We start from the raw sequence: 24,971 nt of genomic DNA on the forward strand, positions 1-24,971 counted from the left end.
TGACAAGTCTCCCTCCGCATTGAATGGCTGATTTGATGGATTCCCTGATTGCCCAGGCCGAGCGCCGTCTGCTGACGCCCGGCGGCCTTGCCGCCACCGACCTCGATCGCGTGTTCTCGCAATTGATGGGGCCGTCGATCGACGCCGCCGACCTGTATTTCCAGCATTCGCGCAGCGAGTCGTGGCTGATGGAGGAGGGCATCGTCAAGGACGGCAGCCATTCGATCGAGCAGGGCGTGGGCGTGCGCGCCATCTCCGGGGAAAAGACCGGTTTCGCGTATTCCGACGAGATCGTGATGCCGCAGCTGATGCAGGCGTCGAAGGCGGCCCGTGCGATCGCCCACGACGGCCATGGCGCCGGCAAGCCGCTGGCGTTGAACGGCGCGCGCCAGCTCTATCCCGCCATCGACCCGGTCGACAGCCTGCCCAATCCCGACAAGATCGCCTTGCTGCGCGAGGTCGATGCGTACGCGCGTTCGCGCGATCCGCGCATCAAGCAGGTGATCGTCAGCCTTGCCGCCACCGTCGACACCGTCCTGATCGCTGCCTCCGATGGCACGCTGGCGGCCGACGTGCGGCCGCTGGTGCGCATGAACGTGCAGGTGATTGCCGAGCAGAACGGCCGCCGCGAGCAGGGCCATGCCGGTGGCGGTGGCCGCCACGGTTACCGCGAACTGATGGAGAACGGCCGCGCGCTGGCTTTCGCCGACGAGGCCGTGCGCCAGGCGCTGGTGAACCTGGAGGCGGTCGACGCGCCGGCCGGCAGCATGACGGTGGTGCTGGGCCCGGGTTGGCCCGGCGTGCTGCTGCACGAGGCGATCGGGCACGGGCTGGAGGGCGATTTCAACCGCAAGGGCAGCTCCGCCTTCGCCGGTCGCATCGGCGACCGCGTGGCCGCGCCTGGCGTCACCGTGGTGGATGACGGCACGCTGTCGAATCGCCGCGGTTCGCTCAGCATCGACGACGAGGGCACGCCGACCGAGTGCACCACGCTGATCGAAAACGGCATCCTCAAGGGCTACATGCAGGACAAGCTCAACGCGGGCCTGATGGGGGTCAAGTCCACCGGCAACGGCCGCCGCGAGTCGTTCACCGCACTGCCGATGCCGCGCATGACCAACACCTACATGCTGGCCGGCCAGCACGATCCCGAGGAAATCGTCCGCTCGGTAAAGCGCGGTCTCTACGCCCCCAATTTCGGTGGCGGGCAGGTGGACATCACCAACGGCAAGTTCGTGTTTTCCGCCAGCGAGGCCTATCTCATCGAAGACGGCCGCATCACCCGGCCGGTGAAGGGCGCCACCCTGATCGGCGCCGGCCCCGAGGTGCTCAACCGCGTGTCGATGATCGGCAACGATCTCAAGCTGGACGAAGGCGTGGGCGTATGCGGCAAGGACGGCCAGAGCGTGCCCGTGGGCGTGGGCCAGCCGACCCTGAAGATCGACAACATGACGGTAGGCGGCACCGCGTCGTAGCGGCGCGGGCGTCGCCGCGACGCCGGCCTGGCAGCGCGCTGGAAAGCCCTGCGCTTACGCGCGAGCTGCCTGCGCCAGGTAACGCTGGTGCAGCGCCAGGACCGGCTCGTCCAAGGCCGCTTCCTCGCCGCTGTTGTCGATGACGTCATCGGCCACAGCCAGGCGTTCGGCACGGCTCGCCTGCTGGTCCAGCATGCGCTGCGCCAGCGTCGCGTCGATGCCGTCGCGCAGGAGCAGCCGCGCGATCTGCGCCGCTGGTGGCGCGTCCACCACCAGCACGCGGCTCACCCATCGGTAGGCGTCGATGTTCTCCACCAGCAGCGGAATCGCCAGCAGGCAGTAGGGGTCATGCTGCGCCATCGCGCGGTCGTGCAGCCATGCGCGCACGCGTGGGTGGATGATGGCTTCGAGGGTCCGCTTGGCACCTTCGTCGGCAAACACGCGCCGGCGCATGGCCGGGCGATCGAGCCGGCCGTCGCCGCCCAGCACCGTGGCACCGAAGGCCTGCACCACGGCCTGCAGCCCGGGTGTTCCCGGTTCGATGACTTCGCGGGCCGCCACGTCGGCGTCGTGCACCGGCACGCCCAGCGCCTCGAAGCGACGCGTCACCGCGCTCTTGCCCGAGGCGATGCCGCCGGTCACGGCGACCACGAAGGGCGCGCTCATCGCAGCCCGGTGAACTGCAGGTAGCCCTGCAGCAGACCGTCGCCGGCCACCAGCCAGACCCAGCCGGCGGCGGCGATGAACGGTCCGAACGGCATCGGTCGCTCGCGCTGGTGGCGCCGCATGGCGATCAGCGCGCCGCCGACCAGCGCGCCTATCAGCGAGGACAACAGGATGATCGGCAGCAGCGACACCGGCCCCATCCATGCGCCCAATGCGGCCAGCAATTTGAAATCGCCGTAACCCATGCCTTCCTTGCCGGTGAGCAGCTTGAACAGCCAATACACGCTCCACAGGCTCAGATAGCCGGCCGCCGCGCCCACGATGGCCGACGGCGCGGTCACGAACATCGGCAGCAGCGACAGCAGCAGGCCCAGCCACAGCAACGGAAAGGTGAGTTGATCGGGCAGCAGCTGGGTGCGCAAGTCGATGCCGGCCAGCGCAATCAGGGTCCAGGTGAACACCAGCGCGGCCAGCGCCACCCAGGTGGGCCCGAATTTCCACACGATGACGGCGCTCAGGATGCCGCTGAGCAGCTCCACCAGCGGATACTGGATCGAGATGGGCGTCTTGCAGTAGCGGCAGCGTCCGCGCAGCAGCAGCCAGCCGAGCAGCGGGATGTTGTCGCTGGCCGACAGGCGATGCTTGCAATGCGGACAGTGCGACGGTTCGCGCACGATGCCTGGCGGCAGTGGCGACGCATCGGCCTCCAGTTCCAGCACGTCGCGCGCTTCGTGCCGCCACAGCGCCGCCATCCGCTCGGGCAGGCGCAGGATCACCACGTTGAGGAAACTGCCCACCAGCAGGCCCAGCACGGCGGCGATGGTGATCCACAGGGCGAAGGGAAGATCGGGCATGCGTCGGCCTTGGTTTGAGTCTCGTAGGAGCGCACCCTGTGCGCGATGCTTTCCTACGGGATTCGGGATTCGGGATTCGGGATTCGCAAAAGCATCGCGCACAGGGTGCGCTCCTACAACAAAAAACGGCGGGCATGGGGCCCGCCGCTTTTCTGTATCGTGTTTCCCCCTTAGAACGTGCCAGCGAGCTTGAAGATCGGCAGGTACAACGCGACCACCATGCCGCCGACCAGCGTGCCGAGCACCACCATGATGATGGGCTCGAGCAGGGTCGACAGCGTGTCCACCGCGTTGCTGACCTCTTCCTCGTAGAACTCCGCCACCTTGAAGAGCATGTTGTCCAGTGCGCCGGATTCCTCGCCGATGGCCGTCATCTGCACCACCATGTTGGGGAACAGGCCGGTCTGCTTCATCGACAGCTGCAGCTGGTGGCCGACCGCGATGTCCTCGCGCATCTGGTGCACCGCCTCGCCATAGACCACGCTGCCGGTGGCGCCGGCCACCGCGTCCAGCGCCTCCACCAGCGGCACGCCGGCGCGGAAGGTGACGCCCAGCGTACGCGCGAAGCGGGCGATGGCCGAATTGCGCACGATATTGCCCATCACCGGCATCTTCAGCGCCATGCGGTCGAGGAAATGGGCGAACTTCACCGAGCGCTTCTTGGCGAATATCAGCGCCACGATGCTGCCGCCGATGATGCCGATCACCACCCACCAGTAGCTCTGCATGAACTCCGACGCGGTCACCAGCAATTGCGTGGGCGCCGGCAACTGGGCGCCTGCGTCCTGGAAGGTCTTGGCGAACACCGGCACCACGAACAGCAGCATGATCAGGCAGACCATGAACACCACTGCCAGCACCATCATCGGGTAGAACAGTGCTTTCTTGATCTTCTTCTTGATCGCCTCCATGCGCTCCTTGTAGGTGGCCACGGTATCCAGCACCGTATCGAGCACACCGGAGGCTTCACCTGCGCGCACCAGGTTGCAGTACAGCTCGTCGAATTGCACCGGATAGCGATGCAGGGCCTCGTGCAGGGCCGAGCCGCCTTCGATGTTCTGCTTCACGTCGAGCAGGATGTTCTTGAAGCGGACGTTCTTCTGGCCGTCGGCAATGATGTCGAACGACTGCACGATGGGCACGCCGGACGCCATCATGGTGGCGATCTGCCGACTGAAGACGGCGACATCGAGCGGCTTGACCGGTTTGCCCGACGAACCGAACAGCGGCTTGGAGCGTTCGCGCACGGTCTGCGGATTCATCCCCTGCCGGCGCAGTTCGGCCTTCACCAGCGAGGCGTTCTTCGCCGGCATGTCGCCTTTCATTCGTTTGCCGCGCTTGTCCAGCGCCACCCATTCGTAGGTGGTCAGCCTGCTGACTTCGGCGCGTTGGGCGCCGAGCGTGCGCGTCTTGCTAGCGGTAGCCGTGGCCATGCGCGTTTTCCCCCAATGATCCAGTCCAGACCTGCCGCAGGCGGCAGGCAAGGTCGGTACAGCTTATGCCAATTTCCAGCCCCCAAACCGTGGCGCGCAACGCAACTCCAGCGCTTGCCCACGAATGCCTGTTCAGTCCTTGGTAACGCGGTCGATCTCGGTCAGGCTGGTCAGCCCGTTTTTCACCTTGAGCAGCGCCGAGGCGCGCAGATCGTTGATGCCCTGTGCCTTCGCCACCTCGGCAATCTGCAGTGCGTTGCCGCCTTGCAGGATGATCTTCTGGATCTCCTCCAGCATCGGCATCACCTGGTAGATGCCGACCCGGCCCTTGTAGCCCTCGTTGCAACCGGAGCAGCCCACCGGCTCGTACACGGTCAGGCCCGCGTCGATGTCGGCCTGGGTGAAGCCCGCCGCCAGCAGCACGTTCGGCGGCAGGTTCTGCGGCTTCTTGCAATCGTGAAGGCGGCGGGCCAGGCGCTGGGCAATGATCAGGGTGACCGACGAAGTGATGTTGTACGGGGCGATGCCCATGTTCATCAGGCGGGCGATGGTCTGCGCCGCGTCGTTGGTGTGCAGCGTGGACAGCACCATGTGGCCGGTTTGCGCCGCCTTGATCGCGATCTCGGCGGTTTCCAGGTCGCGGATTTCGCCGACCATGATCACGTCCGGATCCTGGCGCAGGAACGAGCGCAGCGCGCTGGCGAAGGTCATGCCGCGCTTGGCGTTCTGCTGCACCTGGTTGATGCCCTCGACGCGGATTTCCACCGGGTCTTCCACCGTCGAGATGTTGCGCTCGGCGGTGTTGAGCATGTTCAGGCCGGTGTACAGCGACACCGTCTTGCCCGAGCCGGTGGGGCCGGTGACCAGCACCATGCCATAGGGCTTGTGGATGGCGTCGATGTAGAGCTTCTGCTGGTCGGGCTCGTAGCCCAGCTTTTCGATGCCGACCTTGGCCGACGAGCCGTCCAGGATACGCAGCACGATCTTTTCGCCGAACAGGGTCGGCAGCGTGCTGACGCGGAAGTCGACCGAGCGCGTCTTGGACAGGTTGAGCTTGATGCGGCCGTCCTGCGGGATGCGCTTCTCGGCGATGTCCAGTTGCGACATCACCTTCAGGCGCGAGGAAATGCGGTTGGCCAGTTTCATTGGCGGGCTGGCCACGGCGCGCAGCATGCCGTCCATGCGCAGGCGCACCCGGTACTGGGTCTCGAACGGTTCGAAATGGATGTCCGAGGCACCGCGGCGGATCGCGTCGAGCAGGATCTTGTTGACGAACTTGACCACCGGCGCATCGTCGTTGGCGTTTGCGTCGACGCCGGTGCCGGCCGCTTCGCTGTCGTCCTCGCCGATCTCCAGCTCCAGCCCGTCCAGCTCGCTGCCACCGATGTCCGGCATGGTGTCGCGCATGCTGTTGAGCAGGGTCTCGATCGTGCGCTGCAGCGTGTTGCGCTCCACCAGGATCGGTTCGACCATGCAGTTGGAGTTGAACTTGATCTCGTCCAGCGCGCGCGACTGCATCGGGTCGGAAATGCCCACGAACAGGCGCTTGCCGCGGCGAAACAGCGGCAGGGCCTGATGCTTGCTGATCAGCGCTTCGCTGATCAGGTCCATGGGCATGGTGGCCGGATTGAGCGCTGCGACATCCATCATCGGCATGCCGAATTCGGCCGAGGCAACCTGTGTCATGCGCGCGCTGTCGACCAGGCCCTGATCCAGCAGCCAGGCTGCCAGCGTGCTTTTGTGCGCGGCACTGTCGGCCATCGCCTTGCGCACGTCCGTCTCGGGCAGGATGCCTTCGGAGACCAGGCGGCGCGCCATGCCGGACAGACCCGCGAGCGATGCTTGCACTTCAGAAGACATAAACGTGTTTCTACCCTATCCCCGTATGTTCTTGAATCTACCGCAGTCTGCGCGGCAGGTCATCCATTGTTTACGGTGCCGCCCGAGGCGGCCGGCGGGGTGGGGCGCAGCCGTCACCGGGTTCCGTTTCGCCGGGTGTCGCCTACCGGTCCATGCGCGCGGAACCGGGTCCGCCGATAGGGGCCGGCATTCCGTGGCGACCGTCCTGCTGACGTGGACGATGGCCGCCGGGGGGGGCGTGGTCGGGCGGGCGACCGATCCGCGAACCGATGCGCGGCCCGGGTCAGGCGGCGACGTCGTCGGCCAGTCTCACGCGTCCGCGCAGCGAATTGGCCATCGCCTCGGTGATCTCGACATCGACGAACTGGCCGATCAGGCGCGGGTGGCCGGCAAAGTTCACGTAGCGCATGTTCTCGGTGCGGCCAGTCAGCTCTGATGCGTCGCGGGTGCTGGGCTTTTCCACCAGCACGCGTTGCACGCTGCCGATCATCGCCTGGCTGATCCGCTTCGCATTGGCGTTGATGGCGGCCTGGAGCCGGCCCAGCCGGGCATGTTTTTCCTCGGCGGGCGTGTCGTCCGCCAGCCCCGCCGCCGGCGTGCCCGGGCGCGGGGAGAAGATGAAGGAGAAGCTCTGGTCGAAGCCGATGTCCTCGATCAGCTTCATGGTCTTTTCGAAATCCGCCTCGGTTTCGCCCGGAAAGCCCACGATGAAATCGGACGACACGCAAATGTCCGGCCTCACCGCACGCAGCTTGCGGATCTTCTGCTTGAACTCCAGCGCGGTGTAGCCGCGCTTCATCGCGCTGAGGATGCGGTCGGAGCCGGCCTGCACCGGCAGGTGCAGGTAGTTGGCCAGCTGCGGCACGTTGGCGTAGGCCTCGATCAGCGAGTCGGAGAACTCCAGCGGATGCGAGGTGGTGAAGCGGATACGGCCGATGCCGTCGATCTGGGCGATCGCATGGATCAGCACGGCCAGGTCGGCGGTGCCGCCGTCATGGGTGGGGCCGCGGTAGGCGTTGACGTTCTGGCCCAGCAGGTTCACCTCGCGCACGCCCTGGGCGGCAAGCTTGGCCACCTCGACGATCACGTCGTCGAACGGGCGGCTCAGCTCCTCGCCGCGGGTGTACGGCACCACGCAATAGCTGCAGTATTTCGAACAGCCTTCCATGATCGACACGAAGGCCGTGGGGCCTTCGGCGCGCGGCTCGGGCAGGCAGTCGAACTTCTCGATCTCCGGAAAGCTGATGTCGACCTGCGGCAAGCCGCTGGCGCGCTGCTTCTCGATCAGCTCGGGCAGGCGATGCAGGGTCTGCGGGCCAAACACCAGGTCCACATACGGCGCACGCTTCACGATCGCAGCGCCTTCCTGCGACGCCACGCAACCGCCGACGCCGATCAGCACGGGCTTGCCGTCCTTCTTGTGCTGCTTCCAGCGGCCGAGCTGGCTGAACACCTTTTCCTGCGCCTTCTCGCGGATCGAGCAGGTGTTGATCAGGATCACGTCGGCCTCGGACTCGTCCAGGGTCAGCTCCATGCCGTGCGACTCGCGCAGCACGTCGGCCATCTTGGCCGAGTCGTACTCGTTCATCTGGCAGCCGTGGGTCTTGATGAAGAGTTTGCCGCTCATGGGTCTACCGTGATTCGTGAGGTGATGCGCTGAACCGCGCAGTTTACCCCTGCACGGCATGACCCGCCAATCGATGCTCCGCGGATCAAGCACTTGCGCCCGGTGTGCCGGGACGTCCGGGCCCTCGGCCGTTCCGCAAAAGTGAGACTTTGCACTTGGCGTCGACAACGCATTGGCGCCACACTCTGCGCATGTTCGATACCGCACGCCACGGGGGACGCGTCGGTCGGTTCGCCGGGGGCTCCTCCATGATCCGCTTGCTGCGCCGGCTCGCGCTGGCCGGCGCGTTGCTGTGCGGCGCCTTCTGGTTGCCGGGCGCTACAGCCGGTGCCTTGTACCGATGCACGGGCAGCGGCGGGGAAGCGGTATTCAGCAGCAGCACAGCGGGCTACCACGGCTGCAAGCGGATCAGCACCTTCGGTGCCACGCCGTCGCGCAAGACGCCGGTGCGGCGCGCGTCGCTGGCGCGAGCGGACGGCGGCGTGACCACCACGGCGCGCAGCCTGGCGGCAGACGGTGCCGAGCCGGTATCGCTGGCCAACGTGCGGGGAAGCGCGCATACCACGGCCACGCCGATGGACGCGCCCTCGGTACGACGCGCGTCGCTGGCACAGGTGAAGGCCAGCGTGAGCACCACCGGCACGACGCCACCGCCCGCGCCCGTCGCGGCTGCCGTCGTGCCGGGAAAATGGAGTTACCGCGAATCACGCGATGCCGAAGCGCCGCCGGCTACGGCCGTCGCACCATCTGCCAGGGTGCTGCGCGGCGCGGTCTACCGCGTCGTGGGCCACGACGGCACCGTCGAGTACACCAACGTGCCGCCGCATGGCCGCAAGGCGGCGACCCTGCTTTTCAGCTATATCGCCACCTGCGTTGCCTGCGATCTGCATTCCCCCATCCGCTGGAACCGGGTGGCGCTCAACCTCACCGCCTACAACGACACCATCCGTGCCGCCAGCCTCGAATATGGCGTGGACGAGGCGTTTCTGCGCGCGATCATCCACGCCGAGAGCGCGTTCAACCCGCGCGCGCTCTCGATCAAGGGCGCGCAGGGGCTGATGCAACTGATGCCGGGTACGGCCAGCGACATGGGGGTGCTGGATGCTTTCGATGCCGACCAGAACATCCGCGGCGGGGCGCGTTACCTGAGCCTGCTGCTGCAGGATTTCCATGGCAACGAGCGGCTGGCAGCGGCGGCCTACAACGCGGGCCGGGGTGCCGTGCAGCGCTACAATGGCGTGCCGCCGTATGCGGAAACCCGGGTGTACGTGGAGCGGGTCGGTACGCTGCGGCAGCGTTATGGCGCCGCGATCCATCCGCCGCTGGCGGCCAGCGGGCCGGGCTGATCGCGTCCGCTCAGTCGTCCGCGGTGGTGCCGGTGGCCATGGGCGGGCGCCTGGCGACGGTCAGTTCCGTATGGAAAGGCGCGCCATTGCGCAGCCCCGATACCGTGACCTTGCTGCCGGGCTCCAGCGCCGCCTCGTGCCGGCGCAGGTCGGCCGGATCGAGTATGTCGTCCTTGCCGATCTTCAGCAGGATGTCGTGCGGCTGGATACCGGCCAGCGCCGCCGGGCTGCCGGGATAGACGTCCGTAACCTGGGCGCCGCGCGCCGCCGCCGGCAAGCCGCTGTTGGCCGCCACCGGCACGAAGGCGTAGTCCGCGCCCAGCCAGCCGCGCACCACGTGTCCGGTGGCGATGATCTGGTCGAGCACCTTCATGGCCGTGTTGACCGGGATGGCAAAACCGATGCCCTCGGCGCCGGCGGCCTTGCCGATCAGCAGCGTATTGATGCCGACCAGCAGGCCGCGGGCGTTGATCAGCGCGCCGCCCGAATTGCCCAGGTTGATGGCCGCGTCGGTCTGGATGAAATCCTCGGCGCTGGAGCTGTTCAACTGGCGCCCGATCGCGCTGACGATACCCATCGTCACGGTCTGGTTGAGGCCCAGCGGATTGCCGATCGCCAGCACCACGTCGCCCGCGCGCAATGGTTGCTGGTCCGCGATGTGGATGGCGGGCAGGTTGCTGGCGTCGATCTTCAGCACGGCCAGGTCGGTCTCCTCGTCGGCGCCCACCAGCGTGGCCTTGGCAATGCGGCCGTCGTAGAGCAGCACCTGGATGTCGGCGGCGTGCGCGATGACGTGGTTGTTCGTCAGCACGTAATCCTGGCCCTGCGCGTTGACGATCACGCCCGAACCCAGCGTCTGCTCGCGCCGTTGATACGTGGTCGGCTGCCCGCCGAGCAGTTGCTGCAGCAGCGGATCGTTGTACATCCGGAAGGCCTGGCCGGTGACGATCTTGTTGGCGTAGATGTTCACCACCGAAGGCTCGGCGGCGGCCACGGCGTCGGCATACGAAAGCGGGCCGCCAGCCGGCGCGCTGGCCGGCTCGGTACGCGCTGGCGGCGCGCTGGTGGCCACGCCGAATCGACTGCGCAGGCGATCGCCGCTGCCGGGCCACAACAGGGTGATCACGAACGCGATCGCCAGCCCGAGTATCACGAATCGGGCAACGAAGGCGAGCATGCCGGCGGCGTGTTTCATATCGGAGGGGATACTCGGCAAGTCGTGAGCTGGGGCCGCGGCGCGTCGCCATCGCCGGGTCGGTGTTTTATTGTACGGGGCGGGCCCTGACGCTACACTAACGCGATTTTTGCGGGCACTGGTTCTGCCGGATTCGGCGAAGCTGCGTGACGGGCTTCGACGACGGCATGCCCAAACCCATCACGATGATATTGCAAGTACCGGAGAGCCTGATGGCGAACGAAGTCGTCGATCACGGCCGACGCCGTTTCCTTACAGCGACCACCGCAGTGGTCGGTGGCGCGGGAATCGTTGCGGCGGCTGTGCCCTTCATCAAGTCGTGGGAACCCAGCGCACGAGCCAGGGCCGCTGGTGCTCCGGTGACGCAGTCGTTGGCCAAGATCGAGGCGGGGCAGATGCTGACCGTGTCGTGGCGCAGCCTGCCGGTATTCGTGCTGAACCGCACCAAGGCGCAGCTCGCCACCTTGCCGATGGTGGACTCGCGTCTGGTCGATCCCAAATCGACCGGCGCCTCGGCCGACCAGCAGCCGAAGTACGCGCAGAACGAGGCGCGCTCGATCAAGCCGGAATGGCTGGTGGTGATCGGCATCTGCACGCACCTGGGCTGCGTTCCCGACTTCGTGCCGGAGATCAAGCCCGAGCCGTTCGACCCGGAATGGAAAGGCGGCTTCTACTGCCCCTGCCACAAGTCGCGCTACGACCTGGCCGGTCGCGTGTATCAGGGCGTGCCGGCACCGAAGAACCTGCCGGTGCCGCCGTACCACTTCATTGACGACAGCACCATCCAGATTGGCGTGGATCCGAAGGAGGCTGCGTGATGGCCAGCGTATTCACGAACATCGGCAACTGGTTCAACGAACGCGCACCCGGCATGGCGCCGATGTATCGCGCGCACATGACCGAGTACTACGCGCCGAAGAACTTCAACCTCTGGTACTACTTCGGTTCGCTTGCGCTGCTGGTGCTGATCAACCAGATCGTCACCGGCATCTTCCTCACCATGAACTACAACCCGAGTGCGGCGGGAGCCTTCAACTCGGTCGAGTACATCATGCGTGACGTGGAGTGGGGCTGGCTGATCCGCTACATGCATTCCACTGGCGCCTCGCTGTTCTTCGTGGTGGTGTTCCTGCACATGTTCCGCGGCATCATGTACGGCTCGTACAAGAAGCCGCGCGAGCTGGTGTGGCTGCTCGGCATGCTGATCTTCCTGGTGCTGATGGCCGAGGCCTTCATGGGCTACGTGCTGCCGTGGGGCAACATGTCGTTCTGGGGCGCCAAGGTGATCATTTCCCTGTTCGGCACCATCCCCTACATCGGCGACTCGCTGGTGGAGTGGATCATGGGCGACTTCCTGCCCGCCGATGCCACCTTGAACCGCTTCTTCGCCCTGCACGTGATCGCGCTGCCGATCGTGCTGTTGCTGCTGGTGGTGCTGCACATCGCCGCGCTGCACGAAGTGGGCTCCAATAACCCCGACGGCGTGGAAATCAAGAAGGGTCCCAAGGGCAACCGCTGGGATGCGCTGAAGCCGGCCGACGGCATCCCGTTCCATCCGTACTACACGGTGAAGGACCTGGTCGGGGTGGGCTTCTTCCTGCTGATTGCCGCGTTCATCATCTTCTTCGCGCCGACCTTCGGCGGCTGGTTCCTGGAGCATGACAACTTCATCCCGGCGAACAACCTGGCGACGCCGTCGCACATCAAGCCGGTGTGGTACTTCACTCCGTTCTACGCGATCCTGCGCATGATCCCGTCGCTGTTCGGCACGGCGGTCTGGGGCGTGCTGGGCATGTTTGGCGCGATCGCGCTGCTTTTCCTGATGCCGTGGCTCGACCGGGGCAAGGTCAAGTCGATCCGCTACCGCGGCGCCGGCTTCAAGGTGGCGCTGGCCCTGTTCGTGCTGTCGTTCATCATGCTCGGCGCGGTGGGCGCGGGCGTGACCGCCGAAGTGATTCCGGCCTGGTTCGGCGACGTCGACGTGACGTTCTGGGAGAACCTGTTCGGCCGCGTGATGACGCTGATCTACTTCGGCTTCTTCGCTTTCCTTTGGGCTTACACATATTACGGCTGGGAAAAGACCAAGCCGGTTCCGGAACGGGTGACCACGCATGACTAAGCGGCAGCTGCTAATGAAGCGATACATCTTCCCGGTGGCGTTGGTGCTCAGTCTGATCGTCGGCAGCATGTCGGTGCAGGCTTCGGAAGAGGGCGGCCTGCCGCCGGCCGGTACCAACGTGCACGACCAGGCCTCGCTGCAGCGCGGTGCGCGGCTGTATTTCAACTATTGCGTGGGTTGCCATTCGCTGAAGTACATGCGCTACGAGCGGATCGCGGCGGACCTGGGCTTGTCGGAACAGGAGGTGATGCAGAACCTCAACTTCACCGGCGCCAAGTTCGGTGAAACCGTGGTTTCGCACATGCCCGAAGCCTCGGCCGAGGCGTGGTTCGGCAAGGCACCGCCGGACCTGTCGCTGGAAGTGCGGGCCAAGGGCGCCGATTGGGTCAACGCCTACCTCAACTCGTTCTACCTGGACCCGAGCCGCCCGGTGGGCTGGAACAACACCGTGTTCCCCAATGCCTCGATGCCGTTCCCGTTGTGGGAGTTGCAGGGCCTGCAGACGGCGGAAATGAAGCCGGCCAAACCCGGCGAAGATCCGCAGGTGGAGAAGCTGGTGCTTTCGCACCCGGGCAAGCTCACCCCGGCGCAGTTCCAGCAGGCCACCCGCGACCTCACCAGCTTCCTGGAATACGCGTCCGAACCGGCCGCGCTCGAACGCCATGCCTACGGTGTCTGGGTGCTGCTGTTCCTGGCCTTCTTTACCTTGCTGGCGTACATGCTGAAGAAGGAATACTGGAAAGACGTTCACTGAAACGGGGTGAGATACCCTGCGACTGCGGCGGCCGACCAGCCGCCGCAGTCGTGTAGACGAAGGGGATTGGTGCATGGTTCAAAGCGCTCGCTCACGTAACGTACTCACCTTGTATACCCTGGCCGACGACATCCAGTGTCATCGGGCACGGCTGGTTCTGGCGGCCAAGGGCGTCAGCTACGAACGCGTGATCGTGGACCGCGACAAGGCGTCGGCGGAACTGGCGGAACTCAATCCTTACGGCACCACGCCGACGCTCGTCGACCGCGACCTGGTTCTCTACGACACCAGCGTGGTCTGTGAGTACCTGGACGAGCGCTACCCGCATCCCCCGTTGATGCCGATCGATCCGCTCTCGCGGGCACGGTTGCGCGTGGCCGCGGTGCGCATCGAGAGGGACTGGGTGACGGAAGTGGAAGTGATACGCGGCGGTGGCCGGCCGGCGGACGCCGCGCGCAAGCGGCTGCGCCAGAACCTGCTTTCCACGGTGCCGCTGTTCAAGGCGTCGCGCTTCTTCCTCAATCCCGAGATGAGCCTGGTCGATTGCCTGGTGGCTCCGGTGATCTGGCGCCTGCCGTCGCTGGAGGTCGACCTTGGCAAGGAGGGGCGCCCGATCATCGACTACGGCGAGCGTCTGTTCCACAGCCAGGGCTTCGAGCGCAGCCTTACCGACGACGAAAAGAACATGCGGCTGGAAACGGTGCGTTGAAGCCGGATCGGTCGCCTTGACGTCCTTTTCCTGTCGCCCGCGGCAGAGTGTCCAACGCTGACGCCACGCGCGGGTACCGGCAGGCGCGACGCACGATCCACCGCCGACGGCGGCGCGCGCCCGCAAAAACATCGACTTCATACGGCCCCTGGCCAGAGGCATCGCCCTACCGATGAGCACCGACGAGTCCATCTCGATGAGTTCCAATCGCCCGTACTTGCTGCGTGCGATCTACGACTGGATCAGCGACAACAACCTGACCCCGTACGTGCTGGTGGATGCCAGTGTGGAAGGGGTCAGGGTGCCGCCCCAGGTCGTCAAGAACGGGCAGGTGGTTCTCAATCTCGCGATGCGCGCGGTCGCCAACCTCGATCTGGGCAACGACTGGATCAGCTTCCAGGCACGCTTCTCCGGCGTCAGCCAGTCGATCCATATCCCTGTACGCGCGGTGCTGGCGTTGTATGCCCAGGAGAACGGGCAGGGCATGATGTTTCCGGCCGAAGAGGAGGGTGACGTACCTCCACCGACCTCGCCGTCCGACGACGACAAGACGTCCAGCCGTTCCGCCACACCCGCCGAGGACGCGCCAAAGCGCGGCGCGCACCTGCGCGTCGTCAAATAGGGAACCGATGTCGCGTGAACGCCTGCGTCAGTGCAGGCGTTGGTCAGCGCGGCGCGGGCGCAATGGCACCACGTTGTCGGTCGCCCGGCGTCCGGCGCCTGCCGCGCGGGCGGGCGCAACCGGCGACTCGGGCAGATCCGGTGCAGGCAGGCTCAGTGCGCTGATCGTGGTGCCGAGCATCCACAGGTGCGCAGGCTTGCGGTCGTCGCCTTCAAGGCTGACTTCGAAGGCATAGCAGCGCTCGATACCGCGCCGGCCGTGGCTGCCGCGGTGCAGTCGCAACGCGCGCAGGCCGACGGTTTCATCGAGCAGTTGCAGCCCGTGTTGCAGGCACAATCGACGTGCTTCGCGCACGGCGCGTTCCCGCGCGGCGCTGAGCTTCAGCCACAGGCCGACAGCGGCGCCCAGCGACAGCAGCAGAAGCAGGTCCGAGAGATTGCTCATGTCGCCAGTGTGTGGGCCCCCGGCGCCGGGTGCAAGCGATCGCTGCCCGGGCGTTCGATCCAGGATGCGGGAGACGACCGTGTTCGCGCGTAGGGTGGCTTCCTCCGGCAGGAGAGGCGGCACGAAGGAACGCTCCGCGCGGAGCTCTCAGTCCAGTTGCAAGCGCAGCGAGAAATCCACGGCGTGGACGTGTTTGGTCAGCGCACCGACGGAAATGTAGTCCACGCCGGTGCGGGCGATGGCGCCGATCGTGTGCAGGTCGACATTGCCAGACGCCTCCAGCGGAATGCGGCCGGCGGCGATTCGCACCGCTTCGCTCATCTGCGGCAGGTCGAAGTTGTCCAGCATGATGCGGTCGACATCCGTGTCCAGCGCCAGTGCCAGCTCGGCCAGTGTTTCCACCTCGACCTCCAGTGGAAGCTCAGGATGCTTCCGCCTCGCCGACTGCACCGCGGCGGCAACGCTGCCGGCGGCGATGATGTGGTTTTCCTTGATCAGGATGGCGTCGTACAAACCCATCCGCTGGTTGTGGCCGCCGCCGCAACGCACCGCGTACTTCTGCGCCAGTCGCAGGCCAGGGATGGTTTTGCGGGTATCGAGGATGCGCGCTGCGGTGCCGGCGATGGCCTGGACATGGGCCGCCGTGATGGTGGCCGTGCCTGACAGCAGTTGCAGGAAATTCAGCGCCGAACGCTCCGCCGTCACCAGGGCGCGCGCGCGCCCGGAAAGCCGGCAAACCACACCGTCCGCCGTGGCCCTTTGCCCGTCCTGAAGCAGCCATTCGATGCGGACCGAGGGGTCCAGCCGCCGGAAGCAGGCATCGAACCACGCGCTGCCGGCCAGTACGGCGTCGTCGCGACAGGTGAGCTCGGCGCGCCCCTGGGCATCGGCATCGAGCAGGTCGGCGGTGGCGTCGCCTGCACCGATGTCTTCGGCGAAAGCGCGATCGATGTCGTGGCTGATGTGGGCGGGGGAGGGGAGCGAAAAAGCGGTGCCGGAATTCATTCTTCTTCGGTGGCAGGAGACGGATGGCTGAGGCGGTCCACGATCGCGGTCATCGCTCGCTCGAACAGCGCGTTCGCGGCCAGCACGCGCGCCTTGCCCTGCTTCAGCAGCGCAGCCAGCTCACGCGGTGCGTAGTCGGCCACTTTCAGCCCGCGCCGGTTCACGAACAGGTAGCGCCCGGTCATCGGGCTGATCCACGACAGCTTGGCGCGGGTGCTGGAGTCGTCGGCGAGGGTAAGCTCCAGCCATGTACCGGACTGGAGCGCCTCCACCTGGCGGTACTCGGGGCTGTCCGTGCCGATGTCGGGGGATGCGAAGCCGAGGTTGTCGTCGTCGAAATCCGGCGCGGCCTGGACCAGCGGCTGGATGCTGTCGGGGATCGGCAGGGCGGACTCGTCCTCCGCCAACGGCGCGGCCGGAGGGGTTATCTCGCCCAGCTGCTGGCGGTAGTAGGTGTGCAACTGGCCCAGCAAGCGCTCGATGTCCGGCTCCTGGAACGCGACGTTGGCCAGGCCGTGGCGCAGCGCCCGCTCGATCCCGGGCAACATCTGGCGCAGTGCCTGGCGGGCTTCCGGGGTATGGGCCGGACGACTGCTGGCGATGAATTCGTTGACGAAGTGCAGCGCCACCTTGAATTCGGTCGAGTCGTCGCCGTGGCGCAACAGCAGCAGCACCATGTGGTTGGCCCACGCGCGGGCCAGTACGCCATGGATCAGTGGCGGCAACTCGTTCGTGCCGATGCGCTCGACGATCTCGCGCGCGGCGCGGCGACGCGCGTATTCCAGTTTTTCCCGGCCACGGGTGGATTCGGCCACGCGCAGCTCGGCCAGGTCCGCGCGCTTCATGCTCAGTTCCTGGAACTGCTGCAGATCGGCCAGGAGCCGGTCGAAAATGCCCATGTCGTCGTCGAACTCGTGCAGCAGTTGTTCGACGATGGATTTCACCTTCTCGTACAGGCGCCGGTCGCGGTCGGATTCGTCGGACCAGCCCTTGGCCTGCTCGGCCAACCCGTCCAGCAGCCGTCGTGCCGGATGCTGGCGATGCGCGAAAAGTTTGCGATCGATGATCGCCGCCTTGAGGTACGGAATCTGCAGCCGGGCCAGGAGGACCTGCATCTCCGGCGGCAGATTGCGGTCCTCCAGGATGAATTCGAACAACATGCCGACCAGGTCGATGGTGTCTTCGTCCATCGAGGCCACCTGGCCCGGCCGCGCGCCGCGCAGGGCGCCGATCTGGCGCAGCAACTGCTCCTTCAGCGCGGTGACCTCGTGGCTGAGGTTGGCGTTCTGGAGGTCGGCAGTGGAGGGCAGTGCGTCGGTGCTGGCGATCTGGTTTTGCAGCACGCTGAGCGCACCCAGCAATTCGTTGACCGATGGCAGCGGGCCGCCGGAATAATTGCCCGCCCCGCCGTTGACGGCTTCGCCGGCATTGCCGCGACGCGCGCTGAAGAGCGCGTGCAGGGTTTGCAGCAGGTCGTTGGGAATCTCGCCCGACTCGTCGCCAGCCACGCCTTGCCGATCGCTGTTCAGTGACGGGGCGGCCGTCGCGCCGGATGGCTGGCGAGCCACGTGGTGGCGCAACTGGGGCAACACGCCGGCGCGAATCAGCTCCGCGTTGACGGCCTGGTACAACTCCTCGAGCGCGGACAATACATAACGGTCGAACAGCTTGTAGACGATCAGTTTCACGCGCATGTCGGCACTGAGTTCCTGCAGTGCCGCGCGGAAGGTATGGGACAGGATCGCGGGCGCGATCGGGTTGTTGCTGTCGTCGATCTTGTGGCCGCCGCAAATGACCGACAACCGATGATTGACGGCAAACAGATCGCGCGACATGCGCGATTCGTTCTTGCCGATCATGCTGGTGATCGCCAGCGATTCTTCCAGTTCGTTGTCGGCCACCAGCGACAGCTCAACCACGCCGGTGGGAGCGGGCGTGGGCGCGGCCGCGGGCCGGCGGCTGGCCAGGTCGCCCAGTTCGCGCCCGATGGCGGACAGGAATGACCGTTCCACCGCTGCCCGGCGCTTGCGCACGTCGCGCATGCCGTCGAAATAGTGCATCTGCGCCGCGTTGTTCTCGGCCTTTTCGGCCAGGTCGAACAAGGCGTCGTCCACATGCTCGAACACATTGCCGACCCACTGCTGCAGCAGGCGGTTGGCGATGTTGCGGACCGTTACAAGCAATTCGCCGACGCGCTCGCTGGAAGGATCCATGCGCGGGTTCAAATTGACGATTTTTGATGAGTCACTGGCTTCATTCATAGCCACGCCCCTGAAGCGTCATCAGTCATGCGGTGCAGTCCGGGCGGACCGACCGGTACGCCACAATAAGCCAAAGCGAACCCGCATGTCATGCCTGGCGCACATTATTGATGATCCGGCCTGTCCATTGGCCGCCAATGGGTTTTTCGGGGTTTCAGGACGCTGCCGGAAAATCCTTCAATTGCAGTGTGCCGATGCCTTCTTCCGGAAGCATGACCGGAATGCCATCCTCGACCCGATAGATAACCTTGCGGTCGGTGGTGATCAAGGCTTCCGCGATGGACTGGCGCACCGGCGCGTGCGCCACGGTATCGACCGAACCGGCATGGATGGCCGAATTCAGGATGTCGAGCTCGTGCTTGCCCAAGGGGCGCACGGGGGTCTTGCTGACCGGGCAGCACAGGATGTCGAGTAGGCGCTTGTCCATGGTGTCGTGCGGCGTGCCGGGGCTGCGGAAAGCCCGTACAATAGCGGTTTTTGGACGGCCAGACCATGACAGCAGCAATCAGGGCGCCGCGCGTTGGCGTGGTGATGGGGTCGCGTTCGGACTGGGAAACCATGCAGCACGCGGCCGACGTGCTGACCGAACTGGGCGTGACCCATGAGGTGCAGGTGGTCTCCGCGCACCGCACGCCCGACCTGTTGTTCCGCTATGCCGAGCAGGCGGCCGGCCGGGGCATCCAGGTGGTGATCGCCGGTGCCGGTGGTGCGGCGCACCTGCCTGGCATGCTGGCGGCCAAGACGCGGCTGCCGGTGTTCGGCGTGCCGGTGCAGTCCAAGGCGCTCAACGGTATGGATTCGCTGCTCTCCATCGCCCAGATGCCCGCGGGCATTCCGGTCGGCACGCTGGCCATCGGCCGCGCCGGTGCCGTCAACGCCGGATTGCTGGCCGCTGCGGTGCTGGCCTTGCACGATGCCGATGTGGCCAAGACTCTGGATGCCTGGCGCAGCCGCCAGACGCAGGCGGTGCTCGATCAACCGGACCCACGCCAATGAGCGCAGATCGTCAGCCCGTGCTGGGCATTCTCGGTGGCGGCCAACTTGCGCGCATGCTCGCGCTGGCCGCCGCGCCACTGGGGGTGAAGACCGTGGTCGTGGACGGCGTCGCCGACGCCTGCGCCGGCCAGGTGGCGCCGCTGGTGGTGGCTGACTGGAGCGATTACGCGGCGCTGGAAACCTTTGCCGCGCAGGTCGACGTGGTCACTTTCGACTTCGAGAATGTGCCGGCGGAAACCGCGCGCTGGCTGGCCGAGCGGGTCGCCGTGTTTCCCGCGCCGCAGGCGCTGGCGGTCGCACAGGATCGCCTGACCGAAAAAACCATGTTTCGCGAGTGCGGCCTGCCAACGGCCGCGTTCATGGCGGTGGATACCCGCGACATGCTCGATCAGGCGCTGGCCACGATTGGCGCGCCGGCCATCCTCAAGACGCGGCGACTGGGCTATGACGGCAAGGGGCAGTTCCGCCTGCACTCGGTCGCCGATGCCGATGTGGCGTGGGAATCCCTGGGCGCGGCGGCCGCGCAGCATGGCCTGATCCTGGAAGCCTTCGTGCCGTTCCAGCGCGAGCTGTCGGTGATCGCGGTGCGCGGTCGCAACGGGGAGTTCAGCACCTGGCCGCTTACCCGCAACTGGCATACCGATGGCGTGCTGAGCCTCAGCCTGGCGCCCGCGCCGGATATCGACCAGTTGCAGGGGCGGGCGACCGCGCTGGCCCGCACGCTGGCCGAGCGGCTGGATTATGTCGGCGTCTTTGCGCTGGAGCTGTTCGTGAAGGACGGCGAACTGCTGGGCAACGAGATGGCCCCGCGCGTGCACAATTCCGGCCACTGGACGATCGAGGGCGCGCACACCAGCCAGTTCGAGAATCATGTCCGAGCCGTCCTCGGCATGCCGCTGGGCGATTGCGGGGCGCGCGGCGTATCGGCGATGTTCAACTGGATCGGGGAGCTGCCCGATCCCGCGCCCGTGTTGCGCACGGTCGATGCGCACTGGCACGACTACGGCAAGCAGGCGCGGCCAGGGCGCAAGGTTGGGCATGCCACGCTTTGCGCACCCACGCCTGCCACGCTGGCCGATCGCCTGGGCGAAGCCGCCACGGCGCTGGATCGCCTGGCGCAAGCGCAGCCGGCGCTGGATGCGCTGGCCTGACAGAGCCGGCCGCTGCGGCGTCGATAAAAAAAACGGAGCCATGACGGCTCCGTTTTTTGTCGCTGACAGGAAAAATCAGGCCAGGTTCTTGGCCGCGAAATCCCAGTTCACCAGGTTCCAGAACGCTTCCAGGTATTTCGGGCGGGCGTTGCGGTAATCGATGTAGTAGGCGTGTTCCCATACGTCGGCGGTGAGCAGCGGCTTGTCGGTGCCGGTGATCGGGGTGGCGGCGTTGGACGTGTTGACGATGCCCAGCGAACCATCCTGGCGCTGCACCAGCCAGGTCCAGCCCGAGCCGAAGTTGCTGGCGGCGGACTTGGTGAACTCCTCCTTGAATTTCTCCACCGAGCCGAACGCCTTGTTGATCGCGTCGGCGAGCTTGCCGGTCGGCTCGCCGCCACCGTTGGGCTTCATCGAGTTCCAGTAGAACGTGTGGTTCCAGGTTTGCGCCGCGTTGTTGAACACGCCGCCGGACGACTTCTTGATGATTTCCTCCAGCGGGGCGTTGGCGAATTCGGTGCCTTCGATCAGCTTGTTGAGGTTGGTCACGTAGGCCTGATGATGCTTGCCGTAGTGGAAGTCCAGCGTTTCGGCCGAAATGTGCGGCTCGAGAGCGTTCTTTTCGTACGGAAGGGGGGGAAGTTCAATTGCCATGATTGGCTCCTTGGCGGTGGCGGAGGAAGCGTGACCGGTCGCAACGGCCGGCCGCTGGGGGGCTGATACAATGCCGGCCTGCATGCATTGTAAAGACGAACGTCGAACCATGGATATTAACGAACGAATCAAGGCGATGCTTGCCGAGCATCCCATCGTGCTCTTCATGAAGGGTACGCCGCAATTTCCGATGTGCGGTTTTTCCAGCCGCGCGGCGCGCGCGTTGAGCGATGCCGGCGCGCCGTTCCACGCGGTGAACGTGCTGGCCGATCCGCAGGTGCGCGCGGCGTTGCCGCACTTTGCCAACCTGCCCACCTTTCCGCAGATGTTCATTCAGGGCGAGCTGATCGGCGGCTGCGACGTCATCGAGGATCTGCAGGTCGCCGGCGAACTGGCGCGCATGGCCAGCGACGTCGCGGAAACGACGCATTGACCGCCCTGCCTGCAGCGCGCTTGCCCGAGGGCTGGACGCCGGCGGCTGACACGCTGGCCGGGCGCGTCGTGCTCGTGACCGGCGCCTATGGTGGCCTGGGCAGTGCGGTGGCGCGCGCGGCCGCCCGCGCCGGTGCCACGGTTGTCATCACGGGCAAGCGCAAGCGCCAACTGGAGCAGCTTTACGACGCCATGACGTCCGAAGGCCTGCCCGAGCCGGTGATCCATCCCCTGGACATGGAAGCGGCAACCCCCACCGACTACGCCGCGCTGGCCGAAGGGCTGGAGCGCGACTTTGGCCGTCTGGACGGCCTCGTGCATGCGGCCGCCAGCTTTGCCGGGCTCACGCCCATCGCCATGCACAAGCCCGATGCGTGGTTGCGCACGATGCACGTCAATGTGTCCGCGCCCTTCGCCCTGACCCAGGCATGCATGCCGCTGCTGCTGGCCGCGCCCGACAGCGCCGTGGTGTTCGTGCTGGACAACCCGCAGCTTTTGCAGCGGGCGCACTGGGGCGCCTACGGTGCCTCGAAAGCCGCACTGGAGCGGTTCGTGGCGATCCTGCACCAGGAAACCGACGACGGCGCGATGCGCACGCATGCGTTGCTGCCCGCGCCCATGCGCACCACGCTGCGGCGCATGGCCTATTTCGGCGAAGACTCCATGCAGCTGCCGCTGCCCGACGCGGCGGCGCAGGCGGCGGTCTACCTGCTGAGCGCCGATGCGGCGCCGGCCCGTGGTGCGGTGCTGGACCTGCGCGACGACGCGTGACGCAGGCGCGCGGCGTCGTCATCGCAGGAGGCCGCGCGTTCGGTGTAAAACCGCCGTCTGCACGCTACAAATGCCGGGGTCGATGACCCGCCACCCGAGGAGCCGCCGGTTCGATGGAAACGCAGATGACCACGTTGTCGGCGGGGATCATGTTGTTTCTGATCATGGACCCGCTGGGCAATATCCCGTTCTTCCTGAGCCTGCTCAGGGACGTGCCGCCGCGCCGGCGCCGCCTGGTGATGGTGCGCGAGTTGCTGATCGCGCTGGGCGTGCTGCTGCTGTTCCTGTTCGGCGGGCAGTACATGCTGAAGCTGCTGCAGCTGAAGTCCGATTCGATCAGCATCGCCGGCGGCATCGTGCTTTTCCTGATCGGCATCCGCATGGTGTTTCCGCCGGCCGATGGCGGCGGCATCTTCGGCAAGGCCGGCGAGGGCGAGCCGTTCATCGTGCCCATGGCGATCCCGGGCGTGGCAGGTCCCTCGGCCATGGCGGCGCTGCTGCTGCTCACCAACACCCAGCCCGGCCGCACCGCCGACTGGGTGATCGCCCTGCTGCTGGCGTGGCTGGCCACCTCGGTGATCCTGCTCAGCGCCACCTATCTGTTCCGCTGGCTGGGCGAGAGCGTGCTGACCGCGCTGGAGCGGGTGATGGGCATGTTGCTGATCGCCTTGTCGGTGCAGATGTTCCTGGGCGGGGTCGCCTCGTTCCTGCATCTGGCGATCTGAGGATGTGAAGCGGCGTTGACGCCGCACAGACTCGACCTGTTGTCACAATCGCCTGCCACAGTAGGGGAAACTCTCGAGGGCGCGACATGCTGAGCATCGAACAGGCGCTGGTCGAGCGGATGCCCTGGCTGGCGCGCCACCCCGCCATCCGTCGTCCGATGGCAGGGTTTTTCGGGCGCCTGGCCGACGAATCCACCTTCAACCGCGTGCTTGAGCAGGCCGGTCCGGTGCGCGGTTTCCATTTTGTTGACCGCACGCTGGAACTGCTGGGAACGCGCAGCCGCATCCTTCCGCACCAACGCGAGAACATCCCGGTGGATGGCCCGCTGCTGGTGGTCGCCAATCATCCGCTGGGCATGCAGGATGCGCTGGCGCTGCTGCAGTTGATCGGCTCCGTGCGCCGCGACGTGCGTGTGCTGGGCAATGACTGGCTGGTCGTGGTGCCGCAATTGGGCGAGCTGCTGTTGCCGGTGGACGTGTTCGGCGATGGCGCCGCGTCGCGCCTGCGCGGGATCTATCGCGCGCTGGACAATGGCGAGGCATTGATCGTGTTTCCCGCCGGCGAAGTGTCGCGGGTGCGCGCCACGGGCGTGCGTGACGGGCGCTGGTCGGACGGTTTCGCGCGGCTGGCGTTGCGGCGCAAGGTGCCGGTGCTGCCAATCCACGTGGCGGCGCGCAATTCCGCGGTTTTCTACGGGGTGTCGATGCTGGCCAAACCGTTGAGCACGGCGATGCTGCCGCGCGAGGCGGTGGCGGCGGGGCAGCGCCGCATCGGCTTCCAGATCGGCGCCCTGATCGATCCCGACGAATTGGCCTCGCGCAGTGGGGTCTCGCCCAAGCGTGCGGCCGTGCTGATGCGCCGGCATGTCTACCGGGTGGCGCGGGGACGCGGGTTGATCTTCGGCGGGCAGGTGGCGCTGGCGCATCCGGAGCCCGTACAGGCATTGGTCGACGGACTGGCAAGCGCCGAAAAGCTGGGCGACCTGTCCGATGGCAAGCAGGTGCTGCTGTTTACCGGTTCGTGCGACAGCGCGGTGTTGCGCGAGATCGGCCGGTTGCGCGAGCTCACTTTTCGCAAGGTGGGCGAGGGTACCGGCCAGCGGCGCGACCTGGATGCGTATGACGCCCATTACGAGCATCTGCTGCTGTGGGACCCGGCGGCGCAGCGCATCGTGGGTGCCTACCGCTTCGGCCACGGCGGCCGCGTGCTGTCGGAGCGGGGCGTGGCCGGTCTGTACACCGCCAGCCTGTTCCATTATTCGCCCGCGCTCGAAAGCCGCCTGAGCCAGGGGCTGGAGCTGGGGCGCAGCTTCATCGCGCCGGCCTACTGGCGCTCGCGGGCGCTCGATCAGCTGTGGCAGGGCATTGGCCTGTATCTGCAGCGCCACCGCGAGATCCGCTACCTGTTCGGCCCGGTCAGCATGTCGGTGAAGCTGCCGCGCGAGGCGCGCGAGTGGATCGCCGTGGCGCACCGGCATTATTTCGGTGCGCCGGGGCTGGCCTCGGCGCGCCAGCCGTTCGTGGTGTCGCCGCAAGTGGCCGATCGCGTGCACCGGGCGCTGGCCGGCCTGGATCCGCAGGCCGGCCTGGGTCAGCTGAAACACCAGCTGGACGCGTTGGGGGTGAGCCTTCCGGTGCTGTATCGCCAGTACGTCGACTTGATGGAGCCGGCGGGTGTGCAGTTCCTGGATTTTGGCGAAGACCCGGATTTCTCCGGTTGCGTCGATGGCCTGGTGATGCTGGATCTGGTGAACCTCAAAGCGTCCAAGCGGGCGCGCTACCTGGGTCGCGACGCTTGAGCTTTTTCGCTACGGCTCGGTTGCGCCGAGTCATCGATAACTATTTGATAAATATGTAAAAATTACTGCTTTG

At 66.2% G+C, this 24,971-nt stretch carries 24 protein-coding genes; 13 read left to right on the forward strand and 11 right to left on the reverse strand.

Annotated features, from left to right (window positions below; all coding sequences use genetic code 11):
* The first annotated feature begins 35 nt into the window (after window positions 1-35).
* The gene (tldD, locus tag ABD017_RS01120; RefSeq protein ID WP_425543637.1) at window positions 36-1,475 is read left to right on the forward strand and encodes a metalloprotease TldD; all 1,440 of its coding nucleotides are present in this window, start codon (window positions 36-38) and stop codon (window positions 1,473-1,475) included.
* A 54-nt stretch (window positions 1,476-1,529) separates the two neighbouring features.
* On the opposite strand, the gene coaE is transcribed toward tldD, so the two are convergent.
* From coaE to miaB, 5 genes are all read right to left on the reverse strand, one after another.
* Window positions 1,530-2,141, reverse strand: coding sequence for a dephospho-CoA kinase (gene coaE, locus ABD017_RS01125; RefSeq protein ID WP_343879333.1), 612 nt, complete (start codon window positions 2,139-2,141; stop codon window positions 1,530-1,532).
* Window positions 2,138-2,995, reverse strand: coding sequence for a prepilin peptidase (locus ABD017_RS01130; protein WP_343879334.1), 858 nt, complete (start codon window positions 2,993-2,995; stop codon window positions 2,138-2,140). Before ABD017_RS01130 ends, coaE begins: the two co-directional genes overlap by 4 nt.
* A 170-nt stretch (window positions 2,996-3,165) precedes the next feature.
* Window positions 3,166-4,428, reverse strand: a complete 1,263-nt coding sequence (locus tag ABD017_RS01135) for a type II secretion system F family protein (protein WP_343879335.1) — start codon at window positions 4,426-4,428, stop codon at window positions 3,166-3,168.
* A 132-nt stretch (window positions 4,429-4,560) separates the two neighbouring features.
* Window positions 4,561-6,288, reverse strand: coding sequence for a type IV-A pilus assembly ATPase PilB (gene pilB, locus ABD017_RS01140; RefSeq protein WP_343879336.1), 1,728 nt, complete (start codon window positions 6,286-6,288; stop codon window positions 4,561-4,563).
* A gap of 283 nt (window positions 6,289-6,571) precedes the next feature.
* Complete coding sequence (gene miaB / locus ABD017_RS01145) at window positions 6,572-7,915, reverse strand: tRNA (N6-isopentenyl adenosine(37)-C2)-methylthiotransferase MiaB (protein WP_343879337.1); 1,344 nt, start codon at window positions 7,913-7,915, stop codon at window positions 6,572-6,574.
* A 248-nt stretch (window positions 7,916-8,163) separates the two neighbouring features.
* On the opposite strand from miaB, the gene ABD017_RS01150 reads away from it, so the two are divergent.
* Complete coding sequence (locus tag ABD017_RS01150) at window positions 8,164-9,261, forward strand: lytic transglycosylase domain-containing protein (protein WP_343879338.1); 1,098 nt, start codon at window positions 8,164-8,166, stop codon at window positions 9,259-9,261.
* A gap of 10 nt (window positions 9,262-9,271) precedes the next feature.
* Here the strand turns inward: ABD017_RS01150 and ABD017_RS01155 are convergent, their stop codons facing one another.
* Window positions 9,272-10,456 carry a S1C family serine protease gene (locus ABD017_RS01155; RefSeq protein ID WP_343879339.1) on the reverse strand — a complete coding sequence of 395 codons (1,185 nt, stop codon included), beginning with the start codon at window positions 10,454-10,456 and terminating at the stop codon, window positions 9,272-9,274.
* 212 nt (window positions 10,457-10,668) lie between these two features.
* Here ABD017_RS01155 and petA point away from each other — a divergent pair, with 212 nt between their 5' ends.
* From petA to ABD017_RS01180, 5 genes are all read left to right on the forward strand, one after another.
* Window positions 10,669-11,274: a ubiquinol-cytochrome c reductase iron-sulfur subunit gene (gene petA, locus ABD017_RS01160; RefSeq protein ID WP_343879340.1), complete on the forward strand. Its 606-nt coding sequence runs from the start codon at window positions 10,669-10,671 to the stop codon at window positions 11,272-11,274.
* Window positions 11,274-12,575, forward strand: coding sequence for a cytochrome b (locus tag ABD017_RS01165; protein WP_343879341.1), 1,302 nt, complete (start codon window positions 11,274-11,276; stop codon window positions 12,573-12,575). Before petA ends, ABD017_RS01165 begins: the two co-directional genes overlap by 1 nt.
* Before the next feature lie 13 nt (window positions 12,576-12,588).
* Window positions 12,589-13,329, forward strand: coding sequence for a cytochrome c1 (locus ABD017_RS01170; RefSeq protein WP_343879342.1), 741 nt, complete (start codon window positions 12,589-12,591; stop codon window positions 13,327-13,329).
* Between the two features lie 73 nt (window positions 13,330-13,402).
* Window positions 13,403-14,038, forward strand: coding sequence for a glutathione S-transferase N-terminal domain-containing protein (locus ABD017_RS01175; protein ID WP_343879343.1), 636 nt, complete (start codon window positions 13,403-13,405; stop codon window positions 14,036-14,038).
* A 196-nt stretch (window positions 14,039-14,234) separates the two neighbouring features.
* Entirely contained in the window at window positions 14,235-14,660 is a 426-nt protein-coding gene (locus ABD017_RS01180) for a ClpXP protease specificity-enhancing factor (RefSeq protein WP_343879344.1), read from the forward strand.
* A 27-nt stretch (window positions 14,661-14,687) separates the two neighbouring features.
* Here the strand turns inward: ABD017_RS01180 and ABD017_RS01185 are convergent, their stop codons facing one another.
* The 4 genes from ABD017_RS01185 to ABD017_RS01200 all read right to left on the reverse strand — a co-directional run bounded on the left by ABD017_RS01185 (window position 14,688) and on the right by ABD017_RS01200 (window position 18,797).
* Window positions 14,688-15,104: a DUF3301 domain-containing protein gene (locus tag ABD017_RS01185; protein ID WP_343879345.1), complete on the reverse strand. Its 417-nt coding sequence runs from the start codon at window positions 15,102-15,104 to the stop codon at window positions 14,688-14,690.
* Window positions 15,105-15,251: 147 nt separating this feature from the next.
* Window positions 15,252-16,109 carry a carboxylating nicotinate-nucleotide diphosphorylase gene (gene nadC / locus ABD017_RS01190; protein ID WP_343879347.1) on the reverse strand — a complete coding sequence of 286 codons (858 nt, stop codon included), beginning with the start codon at window positions 16,107-16,109 and terminating at the stop codon, window positions 15,252-15,254.
* Window positions 16,106-18,370 (reverse strand): DUF1631 domain-containing protein, encoded by a 2,265-nt coding sequence (locus tag ABD017_RS01195; protein WP_343879349.1) that lies wholly within the window; start codon window positions 18,368-18,370, stop codon window positions 16,106-16,108. The genes nadC and ABD017_RS01195 overlap by 4 nt, the downstream gene beginning before the upstream one ends.
* A 154-nt stretch (window positions 18,371-18,524) precedes the next feature.
* Window positions 18,525-18,797, reverse strand: a complete 273-nt coding sequence (locus ABD017_RS01200; protein ID WP_343879351.1) for a Trm112 family protein — start codon at window positions 18,795-18,797, stop codon at window positions 18,525-18,527.
* 65 nt (window positions 18,798-18,862) lie between these two features.
* On the opposite strand from ABD017_RS01200, the gene purE reads away from it, so the two are divergent.
* Together purE and ABD017_RS01210 are read left to right on the forward strand one after the other, a co-directional pair.
* On the forward strand, window positions 18,863-19,366 hold the full coding sequence (gene purE / locus ABD017_RS01205) for a 5-(carboxyamino)imidazole ribonucleotide mutase (protein ID WP_343879353.1): 504 nt from the start codon (window positions 18,863-18,865) through the stop codon (window positions 19,364-19,366).
* A complete protein-coding gene (locus ABD017_RS01210) occupies window positions 19,363-20,517 on the forward strand; it encodes a 5-(carboxyamino)imidazole ribonucleotide synthase (protein WP_343879355.1) in 1,155 nt (384 codons plus the stop codon). The genes purE and ABD017_RS01210 overlap by 4 nt, the downstream gene beginning before the upstream one ends.
* A gap of 75 nt (window positions 20,518-20,592) precedes the next feature.
* Here the strand turns inward: ABD017_RS01210 and ABD017_RS01215 are convergent, their stop codons facing one another.
* Window positions 20,593-21,171: a superoxide dismutase gene (locus ABD017_RS01215; RefSeq protein ID WP_343879357.1), complete on the reverse strand. Its 579-nt coding sequence runs from the start codon at window positions 21,169-21,171 to the stop codon at window positions 20,593-20,595.
* A gap of 109 nt (window positions 21,172-21,280) precedes the next feature.
* Between ABD017_RS01215 and grxD the strand changes: the two genes are divergently transcribed.
* From grxD to olsF, 4 genes are all read left to right on the forward strand, one after another.
* The gene (grxD, locus tag ABD017_RS01220; RefSeq protein WP_343880618.1) at window positions 21,281-21,604 is read left to right on the forward strand and encodes a Grx4 family monothiol glutaredoxin; all 324 of its coding nucleotides are present in this window, start codon (window positions 21,281-21,283) and stop codon (window positions 21,602-21,604) included.
* On the forward strand, window positions 21,601-22,374 hold the full coding sequence (locus ABD017_RS01225; protein WP_343879359.1) for an SDR family NAD(P)-dependent oxidoreductase: 774 nt from the start codon (window positions 21,601-21,603) through the stop codon (window positions 22,372-22,374). The genes grxD and ABD017_RS01225 overlap by 4 nt, the downstream gene beginning before the upstream one ends.
* 125 nt (window positions 22,375-22,499) lie before the next feature.
* Window positions 22,500-23,099, forward strand: a complete 600-nt coding sequence (locus ABD017_RS01230; protein ID WP_343879361.1) for a YhgN family NAAT transporter — start codon at window positions 22,500-22,502, stop codon at window positions 23,097-23,099.
* 86 nt (window positions 23,100-23,185) lie between these two features.
* On the forward strand, window positions 23,186-24,898 hold the full coding sequence (gene olsF, locus ABD017_RS01235) for a bifunctional ornithine lipid synthase OlsF (RefSeq protein ID WP_343879363.1): 1,713 nt from the start codon (window positions 23,186-23,188) through the stop codon (window positions 24,896-24,898).
* The last annotated feature ends 73 nt before the right edge of the window (window positions 24,899-24,971 follow it).

The organism is Rhodanobacter caeni, from assembly GCF_039523575.1.
In the GTDB taxonomy this organism is placed as follows: Bacteria; Pseudomonadota; Gammaproteobacteria; order Xanthomonadales; family Rhodanobacteraceae; genus Rhodanobacter; species Rhodanobacter caeni.